At 38.5% G+C, this 15008-nt stretch carries 9 protein-coding genes; 3 read left to right on the forward strand and 6 right to left on the reverse strand.

Translation table 11 applies throughout. The annotated features are described in order from the left end of the window. Window positions 1–477: 477 nt before the first annotated feature. The 5 genes from BLR27_RS16675 to BLR27_RS16695 form a co-directional block, all read right to left on the reverse strand. Window positions 478–1017, reverse strand: coding sequence for a hypothetical protein (locus tag BLR27_RS16675; RefSeq protein WP_090706782.1), 540 nt, complete (start codon window positions 1015–1017; stop codon window positions 478–480). A gap of 190 nt (window positions 1018–1207) precedes the next feature. After that, entirely contained in the window at window positions 1208–1729 is a 522-nt protein-coding gene (locus BLR27_RS16680) for a hypothetical protein (RefSeq protein ID WP_143007773.1), read from the reverse strand. A 258-nt stretch (window positions 1730–1987) separates the two neighbouring features. Beyond that, window positions 1988–2608, reverse strand: a complete 621-nt coding sequence (locus BLR27_RS16685) for an RNA polymerase sigma factor (RefSeq protein ID WP_090706785.1) — start codon at window positions 2606–2608, stop codon at window positions 1988–1990. Window positions 2609–2753: 145 nt separating this feature from the next. Next, the gene (locus BLR27_RS16690) at window positions 2754–3344 is read right to left on the reverse strand and encodes an OmpA family protein (protein ID WP_090706787.1); all 591 of its coding nucleotides are present in this window, start codon (window positions 3342–3344) and stop codon (window positions 2754–2756) included. Between the two features lie 275 nt (window positions 3345–3619). Then, a complete protein-coding gene (locus BLR27_RS16695) occupies window positions 3620–10573 on the reverse strand; it encodes a T9SS type B sorting domain-containing protein (protein WP_090706788.1) in 6954 nt (2317 codons plus the stop codon). Window positions 10574–10940: 367 nt separating this feature from the next. On the opposite strand from BLR27_RS16695, the gene BLR27_RS16700 reads away from it, so the two are divergent. Together BLR27_RS16700 and BLR27_RS16705 are read left to right on the forward strand one after the other, a co-directional pair. Beyond that, on the forward strand, window positions 10941–11657 hold the full coding sequence (locus BLR27_RS16700; protein ID WP_090706790.1) for a 3-ketoacyl-ACP reductase: 717 nt from the start codon (window positions 10941–10943) through the stop codon (window positions 11655–11657). A 115-nt stretch (window positions 11658–11772) separates the two neighbouring features. Beyond that, complete coding sequence (locus BLR27_RS16705; RefSeq protein ID WP_090706791.1) at window positions 11773–12114, forward strand: cupin domain-containing protein; 342 nt, start codon at window positions 11773–11775, stop codon at window positions 12112–12114. A gap of 210 nt (window positions 12115–12324) precedes the next feature. On the opposite strand, the gene BLR27_RS16710 is transcribed toward BLR27_RS16705, so the two are convergent. Then, on the reverse strand, window positions 12325–13245 hold the full coding sequence (locus BLR27_RS16710) for an AraC family transcriptional regulator (protein ID WP_090706793.1): 921 nt from the start codon (window positions 13243–13245) through the stop codon (window positions 12325–12327). A 218-nt stretch (window positions 13246–13463) separates the two neighbouring features. On the opposite strand from BLR27_RS16710, the gene BLR27_RS16715 reads away from it, so the two are divergent. Further along, a complete protein-coding gene (locus BLR27_RS16715; RefSeq protein WP_090706794.1) occupies window positions 13464–14969 on the forward strand; it encodes an aldehyde dehydrogenase family protein in 1506 nt (501 codons plus the stop codon). The last annotated feature ends 39 nt before the right edge of the window (window positions 14970–15008 follow it).

Genomic DNA, 15008 nt, shown 5'->3' on the forward strand with positions numbered 1-15008 from the left:
TATTTTAATTCTGTATCGAAGTTCACATCCAATGATGCTGGCTGAGTTACACTGAATGAAAGAACATCAGATAAGGTAATGTTAAGATTTGCAGTCTGTGCGAATGATGCTGTACTTAAGAATGAAACGAATGCGATTAATGCGAATATTTTTTTCATGTTGTTTTTTATGTTTAATTATTTTTTCCTTGTTTGATCATACTAAGGCAAAGAGTAGTCCAAACCGCTAAACATGCCAAAAACAGGGTTTTTGAGGAAAAAACAAGGTATTATATGGGATAAATTTTCCCGATTGGGGAATTGAGTACTCATACCTGTATCAGAGTATACCCTGATTCATGTGATGTTTATTCATAAAAGGAAGATTTGAATGAATCAGGAATACTTCATGACTTGCTTGAGCCAGAAAATTTAAAAATGATCAAGGATCATACTTTATCTAAAACAATCTGTATTCAACGAGAACTTAAACTAAGATTTATTTAAGTATAATAGTATATATGACCGGGATTATACTTGTTCCTGGTATTCTACCTGCGAATGCACCATCTGCTCCAATTAAATAAGAAACATTAAAGGTATTGGAGGATGTATTCCCATTCCAGGATGCATGGTCGGCTTCAATAATTGTTATCTGCCTGTTAGGTATGAAGTTAGAAGGCAAAGCCGTATTAATCATAAGCCCATCCAGGTTTCCATTATTTCCTGAGCCCAGCTGAGGTGTAATTTTAACCGAACTTCTAAGCAAGCCTGAGTTCCCGATCACATCACCAACAGTAACCTTAACTATATAGGCACCGGAACTAACTACGCTAATATGATCCTTTATAATGGCATTGACACCTTCATCGTACCTGGAATAACCTGTATTATTCAACTTGATGTCAGCAGGAGCTGTTACACTAACGGATAACACACTTTTAGATAAATTGATATTCAGGCTGGCACTTTGAGATAAAGCTGACTGACTGAAATGAGCCAAAAAAAGAGATATGGCAAAACGTAATAAATTTCTCATGAGAGGCAGATTTCATGTGACCAATTATACAAAGAAAATTCAGGCTTATCCAGGTTCTTAAAATAAGAATCTGATTTTATCTGTAATACACCTGAAATAATCTGCTGATAAACATAGGTTCTAAGGGATATCCTAAGTAAAATCATTTGATTCTGAATGACCTTCCTAATGTTAATTCTATTCTTAATAATCAGGGTTGAAGTACGGTATAGATAACAGGGATCGCAGGACGATTCTTTCCTTTTGGTTTTAAAAAATCTGACTCCATAGAATACTCAACATTAAACTTATTTTCAGGATTGATACCATTCCAGGAACTATTTGCTGCTGAGATAACCGTAGCAGGGTTTCCATTTGCGGGAGGTAATGCAATATCCCTGGCCAAAACTACACCGTTTGTATTACCCTTGTTTGTTTCCCCAAAGAACGGCGAAAGACTTAAAAAAGGCCCATCCTTTATTCCTGAACCAGAAATTGCTCTAACTTCATAACCTCTGGAGCTAATTACAGTTATGTGATCAGCAACTTTTGCAATCATCATATCCTTCTTCTTACTCCCATTTTTGGACACAAAATTCAATAATTCCGGCTGAGTAATAGTGAATGACAGAGCATCCAATAATTTTATGCTCAGGCCTGGAGATTGAGCATAGATCTTTAAATTATTTGTGCCTATGAAAAGGAAAAGAAATAATGCAAATACCTTCTTCATTATTAAATTATCAAAACTCATTATTTAATGTACTGCTGTTACAAATACAAATAGCAGACCAAGGGCATTAAAGGCTGGTAAAGACCATTATTAATGGTAAAGGGAGTTTTTTAAGGGAGAGTTTTTCCCTTTTGGGGAAGGAATTGCACAGGAGACCATCGATAAAGGCTAAAAATCAGACGATGTAATCATACCAATTTATTTCGGATGCTGAATAAAAAGGTCCAAAAATAAAAAATGATATTTATCAGCTGATCGTTAAGCTCGGCTTACTGTATAATCCCTGTTAAATGTTTTACGCAATTCGGTAATAGATGACTGTAATCTGGATCGAAGGATCCCCACAGTAATATGAAGTTCTTCTGCTGCCTGAACATGTGTATAGCCTTTAAAATATATCAGATCCAGGGCCAATTTCTGCTCTTCGTTCAGGATGCGTGTCATATCCTTTACGCCTATAAGTTCCGGGTTATAGGAAATTTGAAAGGTCTGATCGATCTGTTGTGTTACCTCAGAAAGGTCTTCACTTACTGAATAATTCCGGTAATTGACACTTCGCAAATAGTCAATCGACAGGTTTCTGGCCAACCTTGCCATCCAGGTATACAATCTTCCTTTACCTGGATCATATTGGTTAAAGGATTTCCATATTTTAATGAAGGTTTCCTGCAATAGGTCCTGAGCAACCTCTTCTATTACCACAATGGTTGAAATAACCCTGTAAAGCGAGTCAGAATACATTTTATACAGAGAGCTCATTGCTCCTCTATCCATATTTTTCAGTGCCTCTACCAATTTATCCTCAGATAAGCGAAGTTTTCTTCTATCCGGTTTTAGAACTGCAATTGAATCAGTTATTTGAATTTCCAGTGCTTTCATAATATTGTTACGAATATTTACTAAAGTTGGATGCCCAAGATGAATTTCAGATGAATTTTTTAATTATTATTTTAAGAATTTTCATGCAAAAAAAGGGTGTTCAACATTGCTGAACACCCTTTTGATAACCAAAAATACAGGTTATTTAGTTTTTCTTAATTTCAACCCTACGGTTTAACTGACGGCCCGCTTCAGTATCATTAGAAGTAATTGGCATTGACTCTCCAAAGCCTTTTGCTACCAGGTTATTAGCACTTATACCTGCACTAACCAGATAGCTTTTTACTGCAGTTGCTCTGTCAACAGAAAGTGTCATGTTCCTTTTATCGGTACCTTCTGCAGAAGAATGTCCGTTCAGATCAAAACTCATGGAAGGATACTTCTTCATTTCTCTGGCAATTTCATCAAGTACAGAGTATGAAGCTGTCTTCAAAACCGAGGAGTTAAACTCAAACAATATATTTTTATAGTTAAAACTTGGCTCTGCTGCAACAGTCTCAGGGCAACCTCCGTTTGAAGAAGTTCCTGCCTTATTTGGGCAATTGTCTTTTGAATCAGGAATTCCATCACCATCACTATCGGCTTCAGTAACAGGAGCAGGTTTAGGTGCTTCTTTTACCGGAGCCTGTACAACAGGCTGGCTAATGATCTTTTTGGGTTTACAGGAAGGGAATAATACAATCGCCATTAAAAAAGCGAAGGAAACAGTCGAAAATGTGGTTTTAAAATTTCTCATTACTGGCTTGAAATGTTTAATAATTAATAAGAACTAAAACTACTATTTACCTGCTTTGATAACAAGTGCCAGAGCAATTAAAAATCAGTAATTTATTTTGCCTGGAATTAAACAGGCCTGGAAAATCATAAAAATAGCTTCAAAGTGTATTAAATCTTAACAATAAAAAGCAATTTTTATATTCAGTTAAGAATTATAGAACCTTCAAAAAGGCAGGAAAACCTATTGCCAAATTTAATATAACCATAAATTAACAACAGAATTTTCAGCCTGATTTACCTAACCAAACTTATATATCCTCTCAATTGCTGAGAACCTGCACCTGTATTCAGGATGTAAAAATAGGTATCGTCATTAAGGACAACTCCATTAAAAGTACCATCCCATTCATTACGGTAGCTCTTTTTAGAGTATACTTCCAGACCCTGACGATTGAATATCCGGATAGTATTATTTGGATATTTTTCAATATTACGGATCACCCAGGTATCATTTTTAGAATCTCCATTTGGTGAAATAAAGTTTGTAGCAACGATCTCTGTATCTGCTTCAAAATCAATTTCATTATTCATAAATGATCCTTTTATTGACATCAGGGATGGCACTGCAAGTTCCGGCGCCGGCAATGAAATACTCAGATTACGAATCTCATGAAAATTGCTTGCTCCTCCGGTAGATCCTGCAAATCCATAACTTAAATTTGCCGGAAGAGTATTCCCAACATAGGAATAATTGTTTATAAGATGATGGTTAATGCCTCCTGAATATGCTCCTTCCAATATCCAGACATTTACCATAAATCCAGTTCTCTGGCCATTTGGCTTCATTTCAATTTGGACTTTACGGTATCCGTTCATAGAGGAACTAAGACCATCAGCACCTGCTGTTCTTCCATCCACATTTCCGCCGATAGTAAAACCGGAACCTGCTCCAACAGCACTCATTGCAGCCAGATTAGTCGTTTGGATATTGGTTAAAAATTCATAGTTAGTTCCAGCCGGACTTCCAGCACCGGTTCCATTTCCATCGCCGCGAATTGTCAGGGAACTGCTACGCTGCCCGGGACCACCTTGCCTGCCTGCAGTTCCTGCGCTGAAATTTCCAAATTCATCGAAACCGAAGCCAAGGTAAGCTTTACTTAATCCTGGTGCGGAAGAATTCTGAGCATAACCTAATGAACCACCGGGTGCACCGATCTGGAAGGAACTATTGGCTGTCGCATCATACAAAAAGAAACTTAATCCATCACCACCACTCCCACCATAAGTAAAGTACTCGAAACTAATAGAAAGGCCTTCAGCAGAAGGAAAAGATGTAGTATTTCTTGCGAAACCAGCCTGGTTTTTTGCATTTGAATTTAGTCGAAGATAACCTCCGCCTTCGGCATCTATACTCCCTGAAGTTAACAAAGCAACTCCGCCTGTGATCAAACCTGTGGCTGTTGAATTCCTGAAGCTCTCCAAGTAGGGCATCGGACTTTGGGCTATAATATTGATAATTACCTTGGCCGGAGTTAAGGCATATAAGCTGCTATCTGAACCATTCCATTGAAATCCGGTTGATCCTATATAACCTGGAGCCGGAGCAAAACTGATCTGGTTTAGCTCAGCATGAACAATTTCCTGATTCGCCGTTATGTTAATCCCATTTAATTTTAGCGTTCCATTTGATGGGAGACTGATCACTTTAACTTTTGCAAGGGTTTTATTTTCCTGACTACTGAATTTTGATGTAAAATCTGTGCTTGTAAATGTTAATGTGGTATTTTCCTGACCAGTCTTACCTATATCTGACACAACAGGTTCTGTATCTGCCATTTGCCCAGGCAGGTTGATCAGGAGATTACGAACCTCATGAAAATTGTTTTTCCCTCCTGTTCCAGCCGAAAAACCATAGCTTAAAAATTCAGGAATAGGATTTGTTGGCACATAACGGTAATCTTTGATCAGATGATGAACTATCCCTCCAGAGGAATTACCCTCTGTGATCCAGACGTTGATATTAAACCCAGATCCCGAAATTTCAGGAACCATATTAATTTTTGCTCTGCGATAACCTGGAGTTGAAATACCTGGATTACCTGAAACACGACCGTCTATCCCACCAGCGATCTGAAATACATTACCTGAACCTGCAGCAGCCATAGTATTAGCATCAGTGGTTTGAATTCCGGTTAAGTATTCATAATTACTTGCATTTGCCGCATTACCATTTCCATCACCACGAAGTGCCACTGAACTTGGCCGCTGACCAGGTCCGCCTTGCCTTCCTGCGGTCGGATTACTGAAATTACCAAATTCATCAAGCCCCATGCCCAGAAAGGCTTTTGAAATTCCGGGACTTGAACTATTCTGTGCATAACCTAATGAACCTCCAAAACCACCAATTGAAAAAGGGTTTGCAGATGCATCATAGAGGAAAAAAGCAAGTCCATCTGCACCAGAACCTCCATAAGTAAAGTAATCAAAGCTTATCGATAGTCCATTTGCAGTGGGGAATTCGGTTGTATTACGGGCAAACCCAGTTTGATTATTTGTGTTTGTAGTTAAGCGAAGATAGCCCTGCCCATTGGCATCAATACCGCCACCTGTCAGGATTGCAGCGTTCGGATTTCCACCAAAGATTGTACCTGAAGCTGCATCATTTTTATAACTCTCAACATATGGAAAAACCGAGGAACGGTTAACTGTGATAGAATATGTTTTGCTTGTTTGTCCATCTCTTCCGGTTACAAGGATGGTAAACAAATTACTTCCAACAATTAATGGCAGCTTAATGGAGGGACTACCACTTGCGACTGCACTTCCATTTAATGTCATGCTGGCAAGAAAATCGCTAAGGAAGGGTGTTATTGCAATTGAATCAATTGCGTTTTCAACAGTAACTGTATAATTAGTACTGGCAGAAGAAAACACCGGACTAAGAATTCCTGCACTAAGTGTTATTGCTGATAAATCAGCAGTAATTTTTCCATCAACATCGTAGGCACCAGCATCAGTTGGATAATTTCTTGGATTCTTCAAAATATCCAGATTGATAGTATTTATCTGTGCGGACACAAAATCTCTTCCTACAGAAGTATCAGCCAAATAACCTGAAACTCCATTAAGCTCTGCAAAACTCAGCGATGAATAAGCCGCAAAACCGGAACCTTGTCCGCGGGAATAGCTGGTTTTATAATCGTCAAAAGTTGTTGAAAAGGCAACTCTTACAGATAGTGAAGTATTTCCAGCATCAAGTCCGGAGAACTCCAGAATATTGGATGTGGTGATAAAAAGGTTGTTCTGCTCTGAGAGAAAATCATTGGCTATTGTAGGAATATACCCTGCTCCTCTGTAAAAAGAAATTCCCAGGCAACTATTATATGCATTATCTCCTTTTGCTGCAAAAATATTACCCTGAATATCAAGAATCAGTCTGGCATCTGGCAAAGAAACAGCTCGTGCACTGGCTTGTTTGGTATCAAAAGTATTGTAGTAGAGCCTGATACCGGTTGAGCCCAGTATATATACATTCTCAAAGCTATGTTGAACAAATGAGTTCTGAATAGTAATCATTTCTGAACTTTCAATATGGAATGCGGCTTTATATCCCGTACCTGTATTCAATGAGAAATTGGTAGCCTTACACCGGTCAATCAGCAAATTCTTGCTGGCAACAATATAAAATGGCTGCTTCTGGTTCTGATCTAAATCTATATCCTGAAGAGTAAGATTATTGATTCCGCGGCATTGGATCTGCCCTGAATATCTTGCTCCACTGCTCTCAATCAGTTCCTGATTTCTGGTATCCTTCATAAGGACATTTCGGATTGTAACATTATTCAGGGTATAGGAAGCGTCTGTTCTGCTTTCAGGCTGCCCGCTGATTGAATTAATTATTCCTACCTGAATGGCAATCCCCGTCAGTTCGGTAAGAACTACCTTATCGATCAGTACATCCGAAATGTTTGGCTGATCTGTCCCGTTAGCTGCACCGATCCGTATTCCTCTCATTCCCTGATGCAAAACAAGATTAGTATACTGGCAGTCTGAGGTGCTGGCCTGCTGGCTGATTAGTGCTCCTGAATAATTATCGCCAAAAGGTGCACCATCAGACGTGTATTTACCACTACGCAATTTCAGTTGAGAGATACGGACATGATTCATTGCTATTCTGAACAAATCTGATGTAAGCCCTCCTGCATCGATAGACGGATAGGTTGCCAAACCATCTTTCCCTTTAATCGTCAATGAATAATTGGAGTTATTATAATTTAAAGTCCATTTTGAGCTAATCGAATAGGTGCTTGCCTGATTAAAAACGATGGAGATATTGGTGTTGAAATTAAAGGTATTCATGTAAGCCTTCACCTCTTCTATGGTATTGAAAGTGGCCAGTTGAATATTATCTGAATCTCTTCTGACAGAAATGGCCAATGCAGGAACCTCCGTAACAGTTACTTCTGAAAGGTTAATAACAGGCAGTTTTGAATAGGTCAGCATTTTCTTCCCATTTCCAGCATCTAAAGCATTCCCGATTTCTGCCTTATAAGTAAATGCCACTACATCGGTTGAGAGAAAATCATCCTGGCAAAGGATTGACCAGCGAAGCCCCCCTGAAAGCGGAACTTCTGAAACAGATATGACAGGATTTCCTTCAACCTCATATGCACTGGCAACCGACTGAGAGATCGGTCGGTCAAGTTCAAAAACAATTGTTTTGGGATTTTCTTTTGTGATAGTAGGTGTTCCAGCAATGATCGTTGGTCTTACTGGTAAGGTAGAAGGATCAACAGATACGATTTCACTTAATTGAATATTCACTAAACCGGTTGTGGGATTAAATGTGACCGCTTTAATATTTTCAGACCAGGTAATATTTTCTATCTGAGCATCTGAATCGACAAGCAAACTTAACAATCTATGTCTGACCGTATTTTTTAGTCCGGCCATATCAAAGCTGATCTCTAAATATCCATCCGGCGTTAAATTTGAAATTTTTCCTGATCCATTTTCCGCTGCATAACGGGTTTTCTGATATCCCAGATATTGCTCAAGACTCAAACCCATCACATTATCCCCTGCAATAAATTGCATGTATTCGATCACCTGACGATAATAGGCAAAATTACTTGTACCAATTTCTCCGGGACCATGACTAAACCAATTATAAATTCCAGGATTCTGAAGGCTTTTATTATATGCAGCAAGGACATAGGCCTTATGTTCTGTTACAAGCGTAGCACTATTAATCTCCTGCCAATGATTTCTTCGAAAAAAGTAAGGACTGTTGATAGCTGCATATATTGCATCTGAACTCGCATCCTGCGCCAGGGGAACTGCACCATCTTTTAAAGGTTCAACACCAGCCTGGCTGGTGACATCCATCCCCATATCATTGGCTCCAAAACGGTACCCGATCTGAGTATCAGGAACCACCAATGCTTCAGGTTGAAATCCTAATTTATCAAAGGCAGCTTTATTATTTAAAAATATCTGCTTGTATCGATCCTTTTGCAAGACCGCTGATCCGCCAAATCCATGATTCGTAAAATCAAATCCTCTTTGCAAACCAGGACCGGTTGCCGTTACAGCAGCGAGTTCTGCCCAGGAAATATAGGTCGTTCCCTGCTCCAGAAGATCAACACCGTTATTGTCATGAATAAAACATGCAACAGCTATATTCCAGTACAGGTCATTTCCGCAACCATCGGTTGATTTGACACCAGGGCTTGAATAACCGCCGGCGGTTACCCCACCTTTCAAATATGGATACATCAGATTGTAAACCGTTTTGGGGCTATCATCAACCTGAAAAATGCTTATCAGCGATTTATTAAAGGGATTTTTGGCATGAGTGAAGGTTGCATAAGCAGGATTAGCCAGCTTGATTCTGATTTGAAAAAGATCCGCAGATACAGTCTCATCAACAGGATTAATTGTGAGATTAACCGAAGCATCCAATAAGGCATATAGGCCTCCCTGGTCGGCAGCATTCCATGTAAATGAATCGATTCCATTAAAATTGGAATTGGGAGTATATGAAATTGCCTGAATATCAGCTGGAATAATCTTCTGGTTTAAAGAAATATTATTTCCATTCAACTTTAGAACTCCATGCAAAGGGAGTGCTGCAAAACGGAGCTTTGAAATGCTCTCCCCATTAGGATCTGTAAATTTTGAAACTGAAGGATCGGCTGAATAAAAATCAGGCAGCGAGAATAAAAGTTCAGTATCCTCATCAACTGATTTAGTCAGATCAGAAAGAACCGGATTTTTCGCAATACTTTGAGGGACAACAATTTCCAGATTACGCACTTCATGAAAATTATTAGCTCCACCGGTTGAAGAGGCAAAGCCATAATTCAAACTAACAGGTGCAGCGATGGTTGAAACATAATTATAATCATTTACTACCCTGTGAACTTTTAAGATCCCGCCAGTATTTTCAGTCAGGTAAACATTGATCTTATAACCAGTACCTAAACCATTCGGTTCAAGTAGAATTCTTGCTTTTCTGTAGCCTGCCTCATCTGAATCAAGAGAACCGCCCGGGGCAGTCCGGCCGTTCTGATTACCGGAAATTTGAAAAACAGAGCTCAGGCCAATTGCAGACATCGCATCTGTATTTGAGGTTTGAGTATTGATCAGAAATTCATAATTACTATTTGGAACCATTGATCCAGTCTGTACAGAACCCATCCCATTACCATCACCCCTGATCGTAACTGAACTGGATCTTTGTCCAGGCCCCCCAATTCGTCCCTGAACCGGATTACTGAAATTTCCAAATTCATCAAAAGCAATTCCAAGATAAGCCTTGCTCAATCCCGGTGCAGCAAGATCTGAACGCTGTGCATATCCCAGAGAGCCTCCAAAACCACCGATATTAAATGCGTTTTCCCCTTCGGTATCAAAAAGAAAAAAGGTTATTCCGTCTGCTCCTGATCCCCCATAAGTGAAATATTCAAAATTTATGTCCAGACCATCACCCGAATTAAATGATTGTGCATTTCGAACAAAACCTGTTTGATTCAGTGAATTGTTGGTTAATCGAAGATAGCCTGCACCATCTGAGTCGATCCCGCTAGCTGAAGTCAGAAAAGCAGGGTTTGGAGCACCTCCAAATATAATGCCTGCAGCCGTGGATTTTTTAAAGCTCTCTGAATAGGGAAATTGAGCTAATACAGTACCTGAACACAATACTGCAAGAAATAAAAAAAATATTTTTCTAGAAAAATTCAACATCCAAATGGTATTTATGATTGCTATCCTGTCGAAAACCTATAATTAAAACAGCTATATCTTTCTTCAGTTTATTAATTGGCTATACGAATATACCTATTAAATAGTTCCTTAAATTTAATTTTCAGTTAAATAAATACTCCCCATTTTTAATTTGCATTGTAAAAAAGAAATTATATTAATTTAAATAAATGAAAATACTTATTGGATGATATAAATTATTAATTTACAGATACTTGACAAGCATTTTTTTTAACAATAAAGAATTCCAAACATTATCGGGTGCAATTTCCTGATATGTTACCCAAAGATGACCAGTAATTAATAAAAATCCTGTCTCTTTGCAGATCTAAAATAATATCTGTTTTATATGGAATCGCTAAAAGGAAAAACCGCATTAATTACAGGTGCAGGTAAAGGAATAGGACGGGCAATTGCATTGGCATTAGCAGCTGAAGGGGTACATGTAGGTCTTCTGGCCCGTACAGCAAAAGATCTCCAAAACCTGACTGATGAATTAAAGTCTGAAGGCCATAATTGCAGCATGGTAACTGCTGATGTAAGTGATATTCAATCTGTAAATACAGCCGTCAGTTCTCTGACCACTGAAATGGGAAACATTGATATCCTAATCAATAATGCAGGGATAGGCAAATTCGGCAAGTTCCTTGAATTGGAACCTGCAGAATGGGAAGAGCAGATCAGGGTAAACCTATTTGGAGTTTATTATGTAACCCGGGCAGTTCTACCCCAAATGATCGAAAGACAAACAGGAGATATCATCAATATATCATCAACTGCCGGTTTAAAAGGAAGTGCTTTAACAAGCGCCTATAGTGCCTCAAAATTTGGTATTATGGGGTTAACCGAATCACTCATGCAGGAAGTCAGGAAACACAATATTCGTGTAACAGCAATGACTCCCAGCACAGTAGTAACCGATCTCGCTATACGCTCAAATCTCATCAATAACAATGAAGAAAAAGTAATGCATCCTGAGGATCTTGCTGAATTGATCGTTGCTCAACTAAAACTTAACCGACGGGTTTTTGTAAAAGAGGCATCAGTTTGGTCAACTAATCCATAATTATTCTGAATACATCCATGTTGAATCTTTTATAATTTGAAATAAGAATTATAGAGATAAAGCAGCTAATTTTACACGCTTTCAGGTCACCATCTTCAGAACTACTCAAATTAATATGCAAGAATCAACAGCAAGCTTTTTTATAGAAGACGAAACTCTTAACTGGCAGGAAGTTGAGCCGGGAGTGAGCCGAAAAATAATGGCTCATGACCCTTCATTGATGCTAATGCAAGTGAAATTTGAAAAAGGAGGTATTGGTCCTATTCATCGTCATATACATGTTCAAATCTCCCATGTTTTTAGCGGAGTATTCGAAGTTCAGGTCGATGGCAATAAAAAGGTTTTAAAAGCAGGCGACTCATTCTTTGTGCCTTCCAACCTATGGCATGGGGTTTTATGCCTTGAAGCTGGCATATTAATCGATACTTTTAGTCCGATGCGTGAAGATTTTTTATAAAATAAACCGGGATTAATTGCACTCTGTTTCATATCGAATTGCTTTGTATTGCTATTTCAGGATGAGACACAAAAAAAAATGCGGAGTTTATAATGGCACACTGCTGGTCGAAATTGAACGGATAAAAGAAGATATCACAATTTTGAAAAGCGAAAAATGATCAGTGGACCGTATTCTACACTTTATTACTGAATATCAGGCAATAGGCCATCAATGAGGCTGCTGCTCGGATATATAATAATTGCCCGGAGTAATACCAACTGCTTTCTTAAATGATTTTATGAAATAATTAGCATCTGTAAACCCCAGTTCAAAACTAACTGCCACTACTTTTGATCCTGGGTATTTCAATAATTGTTTCGCTCTGTTAATTTTTTCAGAAAGAATAAAATCATTCGGACTCATACCTAATTCGCGCTTGAATAATCTGTAAAATGTAGCCTTACTCATACAAGCTTTATCACTGAGACTCTTTATACTTATCTTTTGATTAAGGTTAGCCTTAATATATTCGGTAACATAATTTAGGGGGTTGTTATTGACCTGCTTTTTATCAGAGCTATGAGTTAAATGATTCTGATTTTGCATAACCCTAACCAGTAATTCTTTAAGGGAAAGATCAACCAGAATATCTTTTGATTTCGACATTTCAGTGGAGATCCTGATGATCTTATTAATAAGATTACAGATCTCCTCATTATTATTGAAATGAATTTGTCCATAGTCCAGACCCCACTGATCCAAACCTGCATTTCTGGGGTAAAATTCATTCAAATAATTTATGGTTTTTTTGATCTGATCATGATCAATGGCCAATGCAACACATTGGGTAGGATTATCATCTGCCGCTTCAGGAAAATCAATTTTCATAGTTACCCCTGGAGGAACTATTACTGACTGGCCCGGCAAATAATCAAACCCGATCTTATCCATCAAATGCATCACTTTTTTACCTTTTAACATGCTGGTGATCACAAAATCATTGAAAGTTAAAGGCACCTGCAAAGATTTCGAATAGGTTTCAAAAATATTTAATTCACATCTATCCAGAGCATATACGGATCGATTTTCAACGAGCGTCTGCAGATTGTCCCTTTTTGTCAGAGATACATTATCTAATAAATGAAGCATACGATTTGACTAATTGGTTAGAATAGGTAAATCACCTTAGGAGCACATTGCTCAACAATACTAATATACTGAAACTATATTACTATTAGTTGCAACAATTGTACTACCTGCCGAATTCCAAAGCGGTTATTTTTGATTAGACTAATAATTATATCCCTAAGAATGCGAAGATCTTTATGACAAGTTCTTCCTTCTTATTGACAAAAACAAAACTCATTATGGAAAATTTATTAAAACGTCCAACATTCAAATCGCATTACGACAATTACATTGGCGGTAAATTTGTCCCACCTGTAAAAGGTGTTTATTTCGACAATATTTCGCCAATCGATGGTAAAGTATTTACAAAAGCAGCCAGATCAGGCAAGGAAGACGTTGATTTAGCTTTAGATGCCGCACATGAAGCATTTAAAACATGGAGTAAAAGCTCCCCCACCTACCGAAGTAATATCCTGTTAAAAATTGCTGACAAAATTGAAGCTAATCTCGAGTACCTGGCAATTGTTGAAACTATTGAAAACGGTAAGGCTGTCAGAGAAACACTTGCAGCAGATCTACCTTTGATCGTAGACCATTTCAGATATTTCGCAGGTGCGATCAGAGCTGATGAAGGAACTATTGCCGAGCATGATGAACATACTGTTAGCATTGCACTGCATGAGCCAATTGGTGTGGTCGGACAAATTGTACCATGGAATTTTCCATTGCTTATGGCAACCTGGAAAATTGCACCGGCATTGGCAGCAGGTTGCTGTACCGTAGTAAAACCGGCAGAGCAGACGCCAGCTTCCATCATGATACTGATGGAACTGATCGGTGATCTTTTACCTCCGGGAGTTTTAAATGTTGTAAATGGTTACGGAATTGAAGCGGGTAAAGCATTGGCGACCTCTCCAAAGATCTCCAAAATTGCCTTTACAGGAAGCACCACTTCAGGAAGGCTGATCATGCAGTATGCAGCAGAAAACATCATCCCTTCTACCATGGAACTTGGAGGCAAATCACCCAATATCTTTTTTGAATCTGTTGCCAGTGAAGATGATGAATTTTTCGATAAGGCTGTAGAAGGTGCTGTGATGTTTGCACTGAACCAGGGAGAGATCTGTACATGTCCTTCCAGAATGCTTATACAGGAAAGCATATATGACAAATTCATTGCCCGTGTGATTGAACGTACAAAAGCCATTAAAACCCTCCATCCATTAGATAAAACGAGTATGATGGGAGCTCAAACTTCAAATGAACAATATCAAAAAATACTTTCCTATCTGAAAATTGGTAAAGATGAAGGCGCTGAAGTTCTTACAGGAGGCTCGGCCAATAAATTAGAAGGAGAATTGGAGACTGGTTATTACATCGAACCAACTATTTTAAAAGGTCATAATAAAATGCGCATTTTCCAGGAAGAAATTTTCGGACCTGTAGTATGTGTAACAACCTTTAAAACCGTTGAAGAAGCGATTGAAATTGCAAATGATACACTTTACGGACTTGGAGCAGGTGTTTGGACCAGGGATGCACACCAGTTGTACCAGGTGCCAAGAGCAATTCAGGCAGGCAGAATTTGGGTTAACCAATACCATGCATACCCGGCACATGCGCCATTTGGTGGATATAAAAAATCAGGTTTTGGTCGTGAAAATCACAAAATGATGCTCGATCATTACCGCAGTACCAAAAACATGCTGATATCTTACGATAAGAATAAATTGGGATTCTATTAATAAATAGCCAATTACAGCGTTTGATTCTGAATGGGTTTA

It is taken from the genome of Daejeonella rubra (assembly GCF_900103545.1).
GTDB classification, from domain to species: domain Bacteria; phylum Bacteroidota; class Bacteroidia; order Sphingobacteriales; family Sphingobacteriaceae; genus Daejeonella; species Daejeonella rubra.